The sequence below is a fragment of the Streptomyces sp. NBC_01314 genome, assembly GCF_041435215.1.
Classification (GTDB): domain Bacteria; phylum Actinomycetota; class Actinomycetes; order Streptomycetales; family Streptomycetaceae; genus Streptomyces.
Genome location: NZ_CP108394.1, coordinates 2,105,749 through 2,120,920 on the forward strand (window position 1 = coordinate 2,105,749; position 15,172 = coordinate 2,120,920).

Below are 15,172 nucleotides of genomic sequence, written 5' to 3' on the forward strand. Positions count from 1 at the left end.
GTTCCCGCCGCCCTCACCCACCCACACCCGCGATCGCACCCCCTTCCCGCCCCCCAGGCCACCCGAGGAGCCCCATGACCACGCCCCCCTTCGTGTCCCTCACCTGGACCGACCATGTCACCGGTCGGCGGGGCTTCCTCGTCGTGGACCGGCTGGTGCGCGGGGTCTCCAGCGGCGGGCTGCGGATGCGGCCGGGCTGCACGCTCGACGAGGTCGCCGGACTCGCCCGCGGCATGACCATGAAGGAGGCGCTGCACTACGCCCCCGAGAGCCGTTACGTCCCGCTCGGCGGCGCCAAGGGCGGCATCGACTGCGACCCCCGCGACCCGGAGGCGTACGGCGTCCTCGTCCGCTACCTGCGTGCGCTGCGCCCGTACATCGAGAACTTCTGGACCACCGGCGAGGACCTCGGTCTCACCCAGGACCTGATGGACCGAGCGGCCGCGGAGGCGGGCCTCGTGTCGACGATCCAGGCGGTGTACCCGCTCCTCGACGACGAGGAGACGGCCCGGCGACGCCTCGCGGACGCCTTCGCGGTCCAGGTGGACGGCATCGGCCTCGACGAGCTGGTCGGCGGCTGCGGCGTCGCCGAGTCCGTGCTCACCGCCCTGGACCGGGCAGGCGCGCCGCACGCCGGGACGCGGGTCGCCGTGCAGGGCCTGGGCACCATGGGCGGGGCCACCGCCCGCTTCCTCGCCCGCGCCGGCCTCACGATCGTGGCCGTGGCCGACATCAAGGGCACCATCACGAACCCGGCGGGCCTGGACGTCGAGGCCCTGCTCGCCGCCCGCGACCCGCACGGCACGGTCGACCGCTCAGCACTCCGCGCCACCGACCACGAGGCTCCGGCCGACGCCTGGCTCGCCACCGAAGCGGACGTCCTGGTCCCCGCGGCCGTCTCCTACGCGATCGACACCACCAACCAGCACCACATCACCGCCCGGCTGATCGTCGAGGCGGCCAACATGCCCGTCCTCCCGGCGGCCGAGGAACCGCTCGCCGCCCGCGGGGTCACCGTCCTGCCCGACGTCGTGGTCAACTCCGGGACGAACGCCTGGTGGTGGTGGACCCTGTTCGGCGACATCGGCCCCACCGCCGACGAGGCGTTCACCCATGTCCGCCGCTCCATGCGCGCCCTCGTCGACCTGACACTCACCCGAGCCGAGACCGACGGCACGACCCCCCGCGCCGCCGCCCACGCCATCGCCGCCGACCGGGTCCCGGCGATCACGGACCGATTCGGCCGACACCGCTGACCGGCAGCGAACGACCGGCACCCTCGATCACACACACCCGGCGGTCACCGGCCCGACCCGAGGTGGCTCGAACGCTGCGGCGGCCGTCCCGGCCCTGGGTAGGGTTGCCGCGTGGGCAGGGTGCGGTTGAGTGTGGCCGAGCGGCGGGCGGAACTGCTCCGGGCCGCCATCGAGCAGATCGGGGAGCGGGGCGTCGCGGCGGTACGGATCGCCGACGTGGCCGCCGTCCTCGGGGTGAGCAACGCCTTGGTGCTCTACCACTTCTCGACCAAGGAAAGACTGGTGGCCGAGGCCTTCCGGTACGCCGCCGAGGACGACCTCGCCCACCTCCGCAAACTGCTGGGCCGCCGCACCACAGCACTGCGCCGACTCCGCGCGGCCGTCCGCTGGTACGCCCCGACAGGCCAGGCCAAGGGCTGGCGCCTGTGGATCGAGGGCTGGGCGGCCGCCCTCCGCGAACCCGCCCTCCGTGAGGTCACCCGCGACCTGGACAGACAGTGGAAGGCCGCCCTCACCGAGGTCATCGAAGCCGGCGTGGCGGCCGACGAGTTCGAGTGCCCGGACCCCGCGGCGACGGCCCTGCGCCTCACCGCCCTCCTGGACGGCCTGGCCGTCCAGCTGACGACCTACGACGGAGCCGTCTCCCGCGCCCGAGCCCGGACCTGGGCCGACGAGGCCCTGGCCCACGAACTGGGCCTGACCCGCGAAACCCTGACAGCGACGACCCGCTGACAGACCACCGCCACGCCGCGCGATCCCCTGCCTCGACGGCGCGAAGCCACCCGACGACGGAAGGGGCCGTGCCGGTGCGGAGCACCCCCACACATACAGCGGCCCGGAGAACGGCTCCCCGCCCACGGGCAGTAGGGCGCCGGACGACGGGCTCTACGCACCGTCACGGCCCCGACTCCCCCACCCACCGGGCCACAAGCGCCCCAACAGGGGCGCGGGGAACCCCGCGAACAACCGCACCCCACGCGGACCCGCCCCACAGCACACGCCCCCACAGCGAAAAGGTACCCACCCGCACCGGGGCCGACGGCCCCAAACCGGGGCCACGCACGCGAACCGGCCAACCGCAGGAGGCAATCCGCTCAGGCCACCGCCCCGATCCGCGTCCTGATGTCGTCCGGCGACAACTGCCCCTTCGCCGACACATGATCCCCGGACGACTCCCCCCGCAGCCGCCGCCCGATCCACGGCACCAGATACTCCCGTGCCCAGTGGATGTTGTCGCGCCGAATCTCGAGCGTGCCGCGCGGCGGCAGCGGAGGCCACGGCTGATCGGGATCGGCCGGAATGTCGACGCCCAGCGCCTTTCCGGCCCGCAGAGCGACCCGCGTGTGCCCCTCCGGTGACAGATGCAGCCGGTCGAGGTCCCAGGCCCGCCGGTCCTGCACCGTCTTCAGGGACCACAGGTCCAGCACGGGACACCCGTACCGGTCGGCGATGGCCCGCACATGCAGGTTGTACGTGGCGATCTTGCCCCGCAGATGCTTCAGCACCGGTACGTCACGGGTGTCGAAGCCGGTCGTCACCATGACCGTGCCGACAGCCGAAGTGAGCCTGGACACCGCCCGCTCGAACCGCTCGGCGACCTCGTCGGGATCGGTGCCCGGCCGGATGATGTCGTTGCCGCCCGCGCTGAAGGAAATGAGATCCGGCGCGAGCTCCAGAGCCCGCGGCACCTGATCCACCACGATCTGATCGAGCAGTTTCCCCCGCACCGCCAGGTTGGTGTAGTCGAAGTCGCCCTCGGGCACCCGGTCCGCGAGGAGCACCGCGAACCGGTCGGCCCAGCCGACGAACCGCCCGTCGGGTCCGGGATCGCCGACGCCCTCGGTGAAGCTGTCCCCCACCGCCACGTACGACCCGATCATCGATCTGCTGTCATTCGAATCGTCTGCCACATCGCCCCATGATTCACCGTCGGATGTGACCTACGCGACCGTATTAAATGCTTGACGGTCGGTGAGATAGGCCACGGGTCAAGTGTTGGTCAACCCGGAATACGCCAGGCCGGGATGGCGGCTCCCACCACCCCGACCCTCACGGTCCGTCCCACCGTCACGATCCGTCCGACCACTCAGTGCCGGCCGCCCGACCTCCACACCCGGAAGTCCTCGATCCGGAAGTGACTCCAGGTGGTGCGGAAGGCGAAATGCCCACCTGTGTACGGCGCGGGATCGACGTAGTCGAACACGAGTCGCCCGTTGTTCCACCACTGGACCTTCGAACCGTCGGAGACGATCCGGACATGGTTCGGCTCGTTCGCGACGAGCAGCGGCTCGGTGTAGTCGTAGATCAACGGCCGCACACCCGCCTCGCCGACATACCGACGCAGCCGCGTCGTCGTATTCGTGTTGGCGCCGAACCCGGCGTAGTACGTCTTCAGATGGTCGTACTCGGCGAGCGCTCCCCCACGCGGAGTGGCGAAAAGATCACCGGGCGACCGCGCATCGACGGCGTTCCAGAAGTTGTTGAGGTCGGAAACCCGGTCGTTGACCCCGCCCGCGGAAACCGGCGTGGCCGTGTACTCGGCGACGTACGGCCCTTCCAGCTTCCGCCTGAACCAGACCGTGGCCCCGGCCGGCACGTCGACGTCCAGCACACCGCGCGAGGCCGTGACCGCGCCGCCCCTCTCCAGTTCCACGGCCCACTGCCCGAGACCGTGCCGGAAGTCGTCGGCGGCGATCAGCCGACCGCGACGCCGACGCGCGTTCGCGGACACCGCCCCCGCCGGACCGAACGCCACGAGGGCGGCACCGGCGGCGATGGCTCCGAAAGCTCTACGGGTGGTCATGACGCTCCTTGTGTTGGTGCCGTACGGGAAGTGCGGGCGATGGCGGGCCGCGGTATCCGGCGGGTCTCGGAGCCGAGGCGGTGGTCCGTGTACGTCGACTGGAGGTGGCCGCGGACGGTCCGGCCCAGCCGGTACGCGGCGTTGTGGGCGAGCGGGTGGTCGCGGGTCCTCGTCGGTTCGGTGGTGGTGCAGAGCCGCATGGCTGTGTGGTCGGCGGTCTCGGCGAGGGTCTCCTCGCGCCGGTCGCCGACGATGTCGCCGTCGTAGAACGGGGTCGCGTCGCGGGCCGCGGAGTCGACACCGGCCGGGTCGCAGGTCTTCGTGCCGGACTCCGTCGCCGGGTCCCACTCGGAGACGTGGGTGTGGTCCAGGAGTTCCGAACCCCTGTCGCCGTCCCACCGGATGGAGAAGTCGACGCCAGGGGTGGTCGTGGCGACCTTGCCGTCCTGGACGTTGCAGACGCGCGCGCCGGGCGCGAGGCCGCTCCGGTCGAGGCCGCTCCGGTCGACGGCGTACAGCCGTTTCGGGCCGCCGTCCACCGACACGTGGATCTGCGCGGGCGAGGTGACGGACGTGACGTCGAACGGGGCGCGGACGCTGCCACCGGTGAAGCGGAAGCGCGGCCGGGAGCCGGAGTTGACGGTGACGGCGGCCTCGACGGTGCGGCTCCCGTGCCCCTCGTGGACGAGCCGTCGGCCATCGGGACGCACCAGGCCCGGCTCATTGGAGGCGAGCGCGGGCGGAAAGGCCCCGGCTGGAAGCCCCACGGCCAACGCGCCGCTCACGAGGACGCGGCTTTCGACGGCAGTGCGTCGGTCGACGCCGGACACGGAGACCTCCGAAGACACAGAAAGCGCTTACAGAGATCACTGTGTCCGCACACGCGCACCCCTGTCGAGTCTTCGATCAGCCATGCCACAAGACCGCAATACGGTGATCGCGCATCGCCGCGGGCCGGAACGAGAGCAGCCGACGCGGAGGAGGGCCGGCCCTCCAGGAACGCCGAAGGCCGGCCCCCTGGTCACGGGGGCCGGCCTTCGGCGCGGTCGGGCGGCGGAGCCTCAGACGCTGACGCCCTTCGAGCGGAGGTAGGCCAGCGGGTCGATGTCCGAGCCGTAGTCGGGGGTGGTGCGGATCTCGAAGTGGAGGTGCGGCCCGGTGACGTTGCCGGTCGCGCCCGAGAGGCCGATCTGCTGGCCGCCGCTCACGGACTGCCCCGCGGAGACGGAGATCGAGGACAGGTGGGCGTACTGGGCGTAGTAGCCGTCGGCGAGCTTGATGACGACCTGGTTGCCGTACGCGCCGCCCCAGCCGGCGGAGACGACGGTGCCCGCGCCCACGGCCTTGAGGGTGGTCCCGGTCGGGGCGACGAAGTCGACGCCCGTGTGGTAGCCGCTGGACCACATGCTGCCCGCGGTCTTGTACGCGGTGCCGATGGTGGCGCCCTGGAGGGGCAGGCTGAAGCCGGAGCTGCTGGACGACGAGGACTGGCCGTTCGACGTGGAGGTCGACGCCTGCGTGTCCTTCGACTCCTGCGTCGACGAGCCTGAGGGCTTCGACGACTCGGACGACTCGGCGGACTTCGACGACTTCGAGGACTGCGACAGCTGGGGCTTCGTCGACGACTGCGACGTACCGCCCGACGCGGCCTGGCCACCGATGCTGAGCCTGAGGCCCGGGTGGATGAGCGAGGGGTCGGAGCCGACCGCCTCGCGGTTGTCCGAGTAGAGCTGCTTCCAGCCCCCCTCGACGTCCTGCTCGTCCGCGATCTTCGCGAGGTAGTCGCCGACCTTCACCGAATAGGTCTTCGTCGCCGCCTTCTTGGTGGCGCTCTTCTCCGCCTGCGCGGCCTTCTCTGCCTGCTCGAACCGTGCGCCGGCCTCGGCCACGGCCTTCTCGGTGGCGATCGTGGCCGTCTTCTCGGACGCACCGGAAACGGCGGCCGTCGGGGTCGCGGCGTGGGCGCCGGCAGCTCCGATCAGCGGCAGCGCGAGCGCCGCGCCACCGGTCCCGGCGGCGGCGATCGAGCGGGTGAGACGTTGGGACTTCGGACGGCGGTGCTTACCCTTCGCGGGCATGGTGCATTCCTCTCCGGCGCCTGCGAGGTGAGCTGTCGGGTGCGGACTGGAGATGTCCGGCCGTGCTTGCGCACGGCTTTACCCCTAGCCGTTCCGGAGACCGGAACAGGCGGTAATACCTGTGGGTCCCCCGCTCCTGCCGTGGATCAGGTCGGTTTGCGGCTCCGGTCGGCGGCAGGATTGGGCGTCCGTCCGGATTGACGCCGAACGTAAGCGACTTGTGCCCACAGAGACAACTATTGGGACTTCCTGTGCGTCTTCCTACCTGATCCTTACATCAATTCACGATTACACTCCGTAAAAGGCCGGTCTTGAGCATTCACCAACGGCCCTGCAAGCACATACGAATTACGTGCACATGGCGACAGCGGAACGTCACGAATATGACGCTGCTCACGCACCTACGCGCCAGTAGAGCTCATTTCAGGGCTTGTTGGAATTACGGCTGTATTTCGGACAGATCACTCAAGTGCGACGCAGGCGGATAACCGTCGCATCGAAGTCACCGCGCAGCCCCGTCCGCAATCCGTGATGCAACAGCACGGCACCTCGATGCGATTCGCCCGTTTCGCGGCACTCGTACGTTTCTGTCGGGTCGAGTCCGCGCAGCCGGAGCGGGGCCGGCGCCTCGCCGTAGTGCTGGGCCTGGAGCCAGGCGAGGACGACGATCTCGTCGCCGTGGACGTACTGCACGGCACTCAGTCCGCCTGTCGGCGGCCGCAGCCGGTAGAGGTCCCCTCGCTGCACGACCGGCCGGATCTCCTTGTACAGCTCGACCCAGCTCCCCGCCTCGGCCAGCTCCTCCTCCGTCCACTCGGTGAGGTCGCCGCCGACGCCGAGCACACCCGCCATGGCGCTGACGAAGCGGAACCGCAACGTGCTGACCCGGCCGTTGAGCTGGTTGTTCGGGCTGTCGGTGACCCACGCGGCCATGGTCCGGGCCGGGTGGATCTGGCTGAAGCCGTGCTGGATGGCGAGCCGGTCGAGCGGATCGGTGTTGTCGGACGTCCACACCTGATCCGTCCGGGCCATCACCCCGAGGTCGATCCGGCCGCCGCCGCCCGAGCACGACTCGAACGCCACCCCCGGGTGCGCGGCACGCAGCCGGTCCAGCAGGGCGTAGAAGGCGCGCACGTGCTCCACCCACAGCTTCTGCGGGTACGGCTCCCCGGGCCAGCCGGCGTCCGTGAAGCAGCGATTGAAGTCCCACTTCACATAGTCGATCGGCGCGCTGGACAGGAGTGTGTCCAGCCGTTCCCAGAGGTATTCCTGGACGTCCTCGCGCGCGAGGTTGAGTACGAGCTGATTACGCAGCTCCGTCCGCTTTCGTCCTGGTTGGAACTGTGCCCATTCGGGATGCGCCCGGTACAGCTCACTGTCCGGGTTGATCATCTCGGGCTCGACCCAGATGCCGAACTGCATACCGAGGGTGCGCACATAGTCGGCGAGCGGCTTCAGCCCCTTCGGGAAGCGGTCCGGATTGGGTGTCCAGTCGCCGAGGCCGGCCCGGTCGCTCGTACGCGCCCCGAACCAGCCGTCGTCCACGACGAACAGCTCGACCCCGATGGCAGCCGCCCGCCGGGCGAGCGTCCCCTGCTGTTCCTCGGAGATGTCGAACTCGGTGGCCTCCCAGGAGTTGAAGAGCACCGGCCGGTCCTGGTCCGCGTCCGGGATGACGTACGTCCGCTGGTACGCGTGCCAGGCGCGGCTGGCCCCGCCGTGGCCGCCGTCGCTCCACAGGCCGGCGAAGACGGGCGTGGTGAACGTCTCCCCCGTGTCCAGCCGCAGCAGACCGGACTCGTCGTATCCGGCGCCGCCGGTGATCTGTACGCGCGCGTCCGGGAGTTGGGCGACCGCGATCCGCCAGGACCCCGACCAGCCGAGGGCGCAGCCGTAGACCTCGCCGCGCTCCTCGGTGGCGTCGGTGTCCAGGGCGACCCAGGGCAGGTGCTGGTGCCCGGTGTGTCCGCGCCGGCTGCCGATGACCTTCTCGCCGTAGGTGAGGTCCCCGCGCACGAGCCGGGACTCGGCCGCCCATCGCCCGTGCAGCTGGGACAGCCGCCAGGCGGCCTCCTCGGCGCGCGGTGGCAGCGTCCAGGTCGCCGAGTCGGCCCGCAGCAGTTCCACCTCGGGCCCGTCGTTGGCGAGGGTCACCCAGCGCTCGATCACGTCGTCGCGCATCCGGTAGTGCAGCGTGATCCCGAGTCCGTCGTCGGCGAACCGCAGCCGCAGCTCGTCGCCGTCGGCCTCGTACTCGCGGAAGGTCCACTCGGTGCCGCGCCGCTCGTCCGTGCGTACGGAGAGGGCGGGACGGGCGAACCGGGGACCGCCCTCGACGGGGTACTCCTCGTGTCCGTCGACCGGGGCCTCGAACGGCCAGTACGGCAACTGCTGCCGGGCGGCCAGCTCCTCGGCGTCGGCGAGCGCGATCCGGGGACCCCAGTGCAGATGCAGCAGCTCGTCGTTCTCCGTGAGCCGCAGGGCATAGCCGCTTCTGGGCCCGGTGAGAAGCCAGGTCCGGCCGTCTGCGCCGATTTCCAACATCAAGACCCCACAGATTCGAACAGGCGTAATCGGGCTTCAACATCATCGCAGGTCGCCGCAGGCGTTCGGCGGCGCCTGTGGACAACTGCCGACGCGTCGGCCGAACCGCCTGTGGACAAGCGCTCCCGGCCCCACCGCGCCCCCTGTGGACAACTCATTGGCGTACGCACCCATGTCGTATCGTCGAGTGCGCGCCTCGGTGTCGAGTGCGTGCCCGTCGACGCTCGGCGCCGACGGCGGATGGGAGGGGAGCCCCAGTGACGCAGCAGATCCCGTCGACCGAGCCCGAGCTGACCGGAGTGCGCAATTTCCGCGATGTGGGCGGTCTGCCGACCGTGGACGGCCGTCGGGTGCGTCATGGGGTGCTGTTCCGCAGTGGCCATCTCGCGCACGCGACCGACGAGGACACCGCGTTCCTGGCCTCCCTGGATCTGCACACGGTCTTCGACTTCCGTAACGCGGCCGACCAGAAGCTGGAGGGCCCGGACGTCGAGTTGCCCGGCGTGCTCAATGTGAACCTGCCGCTGAGCGACCCGGCGGACGGCGCCGAGTTCTGGAAGATGGTCCGCGACGGCGACCTGGACCAACTGCGCGCTCTGCTGGACGACGGCAAGGGCGCCGGCCGGATGATCGCCTCCTACCGGACGATCATCAAACACCGCACGGCCGAACACTCCCGTGTGCTGCACGCGCTGGCCGAGGACAGCGTGCCCGCGCTGATGCACTGCGCGGCGGGCAAGGACCGCGCGGGCCTCTCCATAGCCATCACGCTCCTAGCTTTGGGCGTCGAGCGCGAGGCCATCGTCACCGACTATCTGGAGTCGAACGCCAAGCACCGCCGTTACAGGGTGCACCGCAGCAGCACCTCCGCGAGCGCCTGGTCCCCGGAGATCATGGAGCTGCTGAGCCCGCTCTTCGACGCCCGCGCCGAGTACCTCCAGGCGGCCTTCGAAACGATCGACGAGACCTGGGGCGATGTGGACACCTATCTGGAGAAGGGCCTGAAAGTGACTCCGGAGATCCGGGGCCGGTTGAGCGAACGTCTGCTCGACTAGAACATGACTGCCCCCGACCAGCAGAAGACCGAGCCACCGGACACGGCTACTGCTTGGCGCCCACCTCGAACAGCAGGTAGACGAAGGCCGCGAAGACATGGCCGACCGCGATGTAGATGATGAGCCGCACCCACAGGGCACGGGGGAACTTCTCTTCCAGGTCGGTCATGGGGTCTCTCCGGGTGGGATCGGCCCGAGGCACAGCGCGGCGGTCGGGCTCTGCAGAAGGGTGTGGACGAACAGGAGGTCGGCGCCGTCGTGGTCGGCGGCGGCGATGCGGTGCGGGGTCAGGGAGTCGAAGTGCGCACTGTCCCCCGGCGCCAGCTGATGCGCGGTGTCCCCGAGGCGCAGCCGCAGCCGCCCCTTGAGGACGTAGAGCCACTCCTCACCGGGATGCACCCGCACGATGTCGCCCTGCGAGCCGTACGGCACATGGACGCGCAGCGCCTGCATCCCGCGCCCGGACGCGCCCGCCTGCCAGTACGTCCAGCCGCCGGCCCGGGTGGGCTCCATGTCGGGCGCGCGCAGCACGGCGTCCCGCTCGGCCACGGTCTCACCGAGCAGTTCGGAGACGGTCGTACCGTAGATACGGGCCAGCGCGAGCAGCATCGGCAGCGAGGGCTGACGCTGCCCGGTCTCCAGCCGGGAGAGGTGTGCGGGCGACAGCCCGGCGGCACGGGCCGCGGCCTCCAGGGTGAGGGCGGCCCTGCGGCGCAGGGCCCGCAACTGCGGGGCGACAGCGGGCAGTTTCCCGCCCGGCGGAGGCTCGGGAGGGTCCGTACCCTCGGAGGGGCTCATGCCCTCCATTCAGCCCGAGCCTTGCCTCTGCGGCAAATTTCTTGCCTCTGAGGCAAAGCCGCGTGGTGCCCGCGAAGTCGCTCCCAACGGGCCCCTCTATCGGTGGGCCACCGCCTGCTTCACCAGTGTCGTGCCGAAGTCCCACATCAGTCCGCCCCCGCCATGCGCGTCGTCCATCACCTCGGTGAACGCCTCGACGAACCGGTCCACCTCCCGTTCCCCGATGACCAGCGGCGGGATCAGCTTGATCACCTCCAGATGGTCGCCGGAGACCTGGGTGAGGATGCGGTGCCGTCGCAGCAGCGGTACGACGACCATCTGCGCGAACAGTCCCTTGCGGGCCGCCTGGAGCATCGCCCAACGACTGCGCAGCTTCAGCGACTTGGGCCGGCCGAACTCGATGCCGATCATCAGCCCCCGGCCGCGTACGTCGCTGAGCAGCTCGTACTTGTCGACCAGGGCCGCGAGCCGGGCTCTCAGCAGCTCACCCGTGGCCCGGGCGCCCGCCACGATCTCCTCGTTCTCCATGACCGACAGGACGGCGAGCCCGGCGGCCATGGCCTGGGCGTTGGAGCCGAAGCTCGCCGAGTGGACGAGGACGCGGTCCATGGACGAGTAGACCTTCTTGAAGATCCACTCCTTGCCGAGGGTCGCGCCGACGGGGACATAACCGCCGGAGAGCGCCTTCGCCACACACACCAGGTCCGGCTCGACCCCGTCCTCGTGCTGGTAGGCGTAGAAGTCCCCGGTCCGCCCTAGCCCGGTCTGCACCTCGTCGACGATCAGCAGCGCCTTGTGCCGGTGCAGCAACTCCTGCGCGGCGCGCAGATATCCGGGCGGCGCCTCGTGCACGCCCTTGCCCTGGATGGGCTCGACGACGAGGGCGGCGACATCGCCCTTCTTCAACTCCCGTGCCAGCGCGTCGAGATCACCGAGCGGTACGGCCGTGTCGGGCAGCAGCGGCGCGAAGCCGTCGCGGAAGCCGTCCTCGCCGTTCACGGAGAGGGAGCCGGTGGTCAGCCCGTGGAAGGCGTGGTCGCAGTAGAGGACGCGCGGTCTGCCGGTGGCGTACCGGGCGAACTTCAGCGCCGTCTCGACGGCCTCCGTGCCGCTGTTGCCGAAGAACACCCGGTCCAGGTGCGGACTGTGGGCGAGCAGCTTCTCGGCGAGCAGTCCGGGCAGGGGCTGGCAGTCGAAGCGGGTCAGGTCGGCGAGGTTCGCGTCGAGCACGTCGTGCAGCGCCTTGCGGACCACGGGGTGGTGACGGCCGAGCCCCATCACCCCGAACCCGGCGAGCATGTCCAGGTAGTCGTTGCCGTCCGCGTCCCAGAAGTACGCGCCCTCCGCCCGCTCGTAGACCTTGTCGAAGCCGATGGTGTGCAGCATGCGCGGGAGTTGGTGGTTGAGGTGCCGGGCGTGGAGCTCGTAGCGCTCGGCGCCGCGCTCGGCCAGGAGCCTGCCGAGGTCGAACTCCTCGGCATCGGCGGCGGAGTCCACGGTGGTCATTTCGGTTTCTCCTCGGAAAGCTCGGCCTCGGACAGGTCCCCCTTCGCCCACTCGTCCCTGACGGCCGACGAGGCGCTGATCCGTCCGGCGATCTCGACCGGCGTCAGACCTATGTCCGCCAGCACCTCCCCGCGCTTGGCGTGCGGAAGGAACTGCTCCGGAATCCCGAACCGTCGTACGGGCACATCGACCTCGGCGTCCCCCAACGCCAGTGCGACCGCCGAACCGACGCCGGCCGCCCGGCTGTTGTCCTCCACCACGGCCACCAGCCGGTGTTCGTCGGCGAGCCACGGCAGCGCCGGATCGACCGGCTTCACCCAGCGCGGGTCGACGACGGTGCAGCCGATACCCCGCGCCTCCAGCAGCTCGGCGGCCTGCAGGCACACCGACGCCATGACGCCGACGGCGACCAGCAGCACGGCCGGACGGTCCGAGGACGGGGAGCGGTGCAGGACGTCCATGCCGCCCACCCGCTCCAGGGACGGGATCTCCGGGCCCACCGACTCCTTCGGAAACCGGATCAGCGTGGGGGCGTCGTCCACGGTGACCGCCTCCCGCAGCTGTGTCCGCAACTGCTCCGCGTCGCGCGGCGCGGCGATCCGCAGCCCGGGTACGACCTGGAGGATGGACATGTCCCACATACCGTTGTGCGACGCGCCGTCGACACCCGTCACGCCGGCCCGGTCCAGGACGAAGGTGACCCCGCACCGGTGCAGCGCCACGTCCATCAGCAACTGGTCGAAGGCCCGGTTGAGGAAGGTCGCGTAGACCGCCACGACCGGGTGGAGGCCACCGGTGGCGAGGCCGGCCGCCGACACCGCCGCGTGCTGCTCGGCGATCCCGACATCCCACACCCGGTCGGGGAACTTCTCCGCGAACCTGCCGAGCCCGACCGGGTGCAGCATGGCCGCCGTGATCGCCACGACGTCCTCGCGCTCGTCCCCGATCCGTACGATCTCGTCGCCGAAGACCGAGGTCCAGGACGGTCCGCCGGCGGGGGTGAGCGGTTCGCACGTCAGTGGATCCATCACGCCGACCGTGTGGAAGTGGTCCTCCTCGTTGGCGAGGGCGGGCTCGTACCCGCGGCCCTTCTGCGTCAGGCAGTGCACCAGGACCGGCCCGTGGAAGCGCTTGGCGCGGCGCAGTGCCGACTCGACCGCCTTGGTGTCGTGCCCGTCGATCGGACCGACGTACTTCAGGCCCAGGTCCTCGAACATGCCCTGCGGCGCGAACGCGTCCTTGAAGCCCTTCTTGGCGCCGTGCAGCGCCTCGTAGACCTCCTTGCCGACGACCGGGGTGCGCAGCAGGACCTCCTTGCCCCAGGCGAGGAACTGTTCGTAGCCGTCGGTGGTGCGCAGGGTCGCGAGGTGGTTGGCGAGGCCGCCGATGGTCGGGGAGTACGAGCGCTCGTTGTCGTTGACGACGATGATCAGCGGCCGGTCCTTGGCGGCCGCGATGTTGTTGAGTGCTTCCCAGGCCATGCCGCCGGTCAGCGCGCCGTCGCCGATGACCGCGACCACATGGCCCTCCTCCCCTCGCACCTGGCGGGCCTTGGCGAGGCCGTCCGCCCAGCCGAGGGCGGTGGAGGCGTGGCTGTTCTCGACGATGTCGTGCTCGGACTCCTCACGCGAGGGGTAGCCGGACAGGCCGCCCTTGCCACGCAGTTTGGAGAAGTCCTGACGCCCGGTCAGCAGCTTGTGCACATAGCTCTGGTGACCGGTGTCCCAGACGATGCGGTCGACCGGTGACTCGAAGACCCGGTGGAGCGCGATGGAGAGTTCCACCACCCCCAGATTGGGCCCCAGGTGACCGCCGGTCCTGGCGACCGCGTGCACCAGGAACTCCCGGATTTCTTCGGCCAGTTCACCGAGTTCCGCCTCGGTCAGCGCCTTCAGGTCGCGCGGTTGCCGGATGCTCTCCAGAATCGTCACGTCGGGCCCCCTCTCGATCCGTGCTCTCTCAGCCCGTGTTGTCAGCTCACGGTGACCGCCGGTTCCCCCGACGCGACGCCGTCCCGCTCCATCTGCTCGGCGATCTTCATCGCCTCGTCGATGAGGGTCTCCACGATCTTCGACTCGGGCACGGTCTTGATGACCTCGCCCTTCACGAAGATCTGCCCCTTGCCGTTGCCGGAGGCGACCCCCAGGTCCGCCTCCCGCGCCTCCCCGGGTCCGTTGACGACGCAGCCCATGACGGCCACCCGCAACGGCACCTCCATACCTTCCAGACCTGCGGTCACCTCGTCCGCCAGCCGGTACACATCGACCTGCGCCCGCCCGCACGAGGGGCACGAGACGATCTCCAGCCGCCGCTGCCGCAGGTTCAGCGACTCCAGGATCTGGATGCCGACCTTGATCTCCTCGACCGGCGGAGCGCTCAGCGAGACCCGGATCGTGTCGCCGATCCCCTCGCTGAGCAGCGCCCCGAAGGCGACGGCTGACTTGATCGTGCCCTGGAAGGCCGGACCCGCCTCGGTCACGCCCAGATGCAGCGGGTAGTCGCACTGGGCGGCCAGCTGCCGGTAAGCCTCGATCATCACGACCGGGTCGTTGTGCTTGACCGAGATCTTGATGTCCCGGAAGCCGTGCTCCTCGAACAGCGAGGACTCCCACAGCGCGGACTCCACCAGCGCCTCGGGCGTCGCCCTTCCGTACTTCTGCAACAGCCGTTTGTCGAGCGAGCCGGCGTTGACCCCGATCCGGATCGGGGTCGCGCGGTCCTTCGCCGCTCGCGCGATCTCCTTGACCTTGTCGTCGAACTGCTTGATGTTGCCGGGGTTCACCCGCACCGCCGCACAGCCGGCCTCGATCGCCGCGAACACGTACTTCGGCTGGAAGTGGATGTCCGCGATCACCGGGATCTGTGACTTGCGGGCGATGGTGGCCAGGGCGTCCGCGTCGTCCTGCGTGGGGCAGGCGACGCGGACGATCTGGCAGCCGGACGCGGTGAGTTCCGCGATCTGCTGCAGGGTGGCGCCGACGTCCGACGTACGGGTCGTCGTCATCGACTGCACCGAGACCGGGGCCCCGCCCCCGACCGCCACCGACCCGACCTGGATCGCTCGCGACACGCGCCGCTCGGCGATCGGCCGGACCGGTACCTCGGGAACGCCCAGGGAGACGGTCGTCATGG

General features: G+C 70.2%; 13 protein-coding genes and 1 riboswitch. Of the genes, 3 read left to right on the forward strand and 10 right to left on the reverse strand.

The window, feature by feature from the left end:
* Positions 1 to 74 precede the first annotated feature (74 nt).
* Positions 75 to 1,256 carry a Glu/Leu/Phe/Val dehydrogenase dimerization domain-containing protein gene (locus OG622_RS09365; protein WP_371574767.1) on the forward strand — a complete coding sequence of 394 codons (1,182 nt, stop codon included), beginning with the start codon at positions 75 to 77 and terminating at the stop codon, positions 1,254 to 1,256.
* Positions 1,257 to 1,367: 111 nt separating this feature from the next.
* Positions 1,368 to 1,988 (forward strand): TetR/AcrR family transcriptional regulator, encoded by a 621-nt coding sequence (locus OG622_RS09370; protein ID WP_371574769.1) that lies wholly within the window; start codon positions 1,368 to 1,370, stop codon positions 1,986 to 1,988.
* Between the two features lie 362 nt (positions 1,989 to 2,350).
* Here OG622_RS09370 and OG622_RS09375 read toward each other — a convergent pair whose 3' ends face one another.
* The 5 genes from OG622_RS09375 to OG622_RS09395 form a co-directional block, all read right to left on the reverse strand.
* Positions 2,351 to 3,136, reverse strand: a complete 786-nt coding sequence (locus OG622_RS09375; protein ID WP_371574771.1) for an SGNH/GDSL hydrolase family protein — start codon at positions 3,134 to 3,136, stop codon at positions 2,351 to 2,353.
* A 206-nt stretch (positions 3,137 to 3,342) separates the two neighbouring features.
* A complete protein-coding gene (locus OG622_RS09380; protein WP_371574772.1) occupies positions 3,343 to 4,059 on the reverse strand; it encodes a DUF6250 domain-containing protein in 717 nt (238 codons plus the stop codon).
* Positions 4,056 to 4,889 carry a hypothetical protein gene (locus OG622_RS09385; RefSeq protein ID WP_371574774.1) on the reverse strand — a complete coding sequence of 278 codons (834 nt, stop codon included), beginning with the start codon at positions 4,887 to 4,889 and terminating at the stop codon, positions 4,056 to 4,058. The genes OG622_RS09380 and OG622_RS09385 overlap by 4 nt, the downstream gene beginning before the upstream one ends.
* 231 nt (positions 4,890 to 5,120) lie before the next feature.
* Positions 5,121 to 6,137: a M23 family metallopeptidase gene (locus OG622_RS09390; RefSeq protein ID WP_371574776.1), complete on the reverse strand. Its 1,017-nt coding sequence runs from the start codon at positions 6,135 to 6,137 to the stop codon at positions 5,121 to 5,123.
* A gap of 4 nt (positions 6,138 to 6,141) precedes the next feature.
* Positions 6,142 to 6,300: riboswitch (cyclic di-AMP (ydaO/yuaA leader) on the reverse strand.
* 302 nt (positions 6,301 to 6,602) lie between these two features.
* Positions 6,603 to 8,681 (reverse strand): alpha-galactosidase, encoded by a 2,079-nt coding sequence (locus OG622_RS09395; protein WP_371574778.1) that lies wholly within the window; start codon positions 8,679 to 8,681, stop codon positions 6,603 to 6,605.
* Between the two features lie 257 nt (positions 8,682 to 8,938).
* On the opposite strand from OG622_RS09395, the gene OG622_RS09400 reads away from it, so the two are divergent.
* Positions 8,939 to 9,736, forward strand: coding sequence for a tyrosine-protein phosphatase (locus OG622_RS09400; protein ID WP_371574780.1), 798 nt, complete (start codon positions 8,939 to 8,941; stop codon positions 9,734 to 9,736).
* 46 nt (positions 9,737 to 9,782) lie between these two features.
* Here OG622_RS09400 and OG622_RS09405 read toward each other — a convergent pair whose 3' ends face one another.
* The 5 genes from OG622_RS09405 to ispG form a co-directional block, all read right to left on the reverse strand.
* Positions 9,783 to 9,905, reverse strand: a complete 123-nt coding sequence (locus OG622_RS09405) for a DUF6126 family protein (RefSeq protein ID WP_326574524.1) — start codon at positions 9,903 to 9,905, stop codon at positions 9,783 to 9,785.
* A complete protein-coding gene (locus OG622_RS09410) occupies positions 9,902 to 10,534 on the reverse strand; it encodes a helix-turn-helix domain-containing protein (protein ID WP_371574782.1) in 633 nt (210 codons plus the stop codon). The genes OG622_RS09405 and OG622_RS09410 overlap by 4 nt, the downstream gene beginning before the upstream one ends.
* 96 nt (positions 10,535 to 10,630) lie before the next feature.
* Positions 10,631 to 12,040: an aspartate aminotransferase family protein gene (locus tag OG622_RS09415; RefSeq protein WP_371574784.1), complete on the reverse strand. Its 1,410-nt coding sequence runs from the start codon at positions 12,038 to 12,040 to the stop codon at positions 10,631 to 10,633.
* On the reverse strand, positions 12,037 to 13,971 hold the full coding sequence (gene dxs, locus OG622_RS09420) for a 1-deoxy-D-xylulose-5-phosphate synthase (RefSeq protein WP_371574786.1): 1,935 nt from the start codon (positions 13,969 to 13,971) through the stop codon (positions 12,037 to 12,039). Before dxs ends, OG622_RS09415 begins: the two co-directional genes overlap by 4 nt.
* 41 nt (positions 13,972 to 14,012) lie before the next feature.
* Complete coding sequence (gene ispG / locus OG622_RS09425) at positions 14,013 to 15,170, reverse strand: flavodoxin-dependent (E)-4-hydroxy-3-methylbut-2-enyl-diphosphate synthase (RefSeq protein ID WP_371574787.1); 1,158 nt, start codon at positions 15,168 to 15,170, stop codon at positions 14,013 to 14,015.
* Between the last annotated feature and the right edge of the window lie 2 nt (positions 15,171 to 15,172).

Coding starts and splice junctions, on each gene's coding strand:
- OG622_RS09365 (WP_371574767.1), top strand. CDS start 75: ATGACCACGCCCCCCTTCGTGTCCCTCACCTGGACCGACCATGTCACC.
- OG622_RS09375 (WP_371574771.1), bottom strand. CDS start 3,136: ATGATCGGGTCGTACGTGGCGGTGGGGGACAGCTTCACCGAGGGCGTC.
- OG622_RS09380 (WP_371574772.1), bottom strand. CDS start 4,059: ATGACCACCCGTAGAGCTTTCGGAGCCATCGCCGCCGGTGCCGCCCTC.
- OG622_RS09390 (WP_371574776.1), bottom strand. CDS start 6,137: ATGCCCGCGAAGGGTAAGCACCGCCGTCCGAAGTCCCAACGTCTCACC.
- OG622_RS09395 (WP_371574778.1), bottom strand. CDS start 8,681: ATGTTGGAAATCGGCGCAGACGGCCGGACCTGGCTTCTCACCGGGCCC.
- OG622_RS09405 (WP_326574524.1), bottom strand. CDS start 9,905: ATGACCGACCTGGAAGAGAAGTTCCCCCGTGCCCTGTGGGTGCGGCTC.
- OG622_RS09410 (WP_371574782.1), bottom strand. CDS start 10,534: ATGAGCCCCTCCGAGGGTACGGACCCTCCCGAGCCTCCGCCGGGCGGG.
- OG622_RS09415 (WP_371574784.1), bottom strand. CDS start 12,040: ATGACCACCGTGGACTCCGCCGCCGATGCCGAGGAGTTCGACCTCGGC.
- ispG (WP_371574787.1), bottom strand. CDS start 15,170: ATGACGACCGTCTCCCTGGGCGTTCCCGAGGTACCGGTCCGGCCGATC.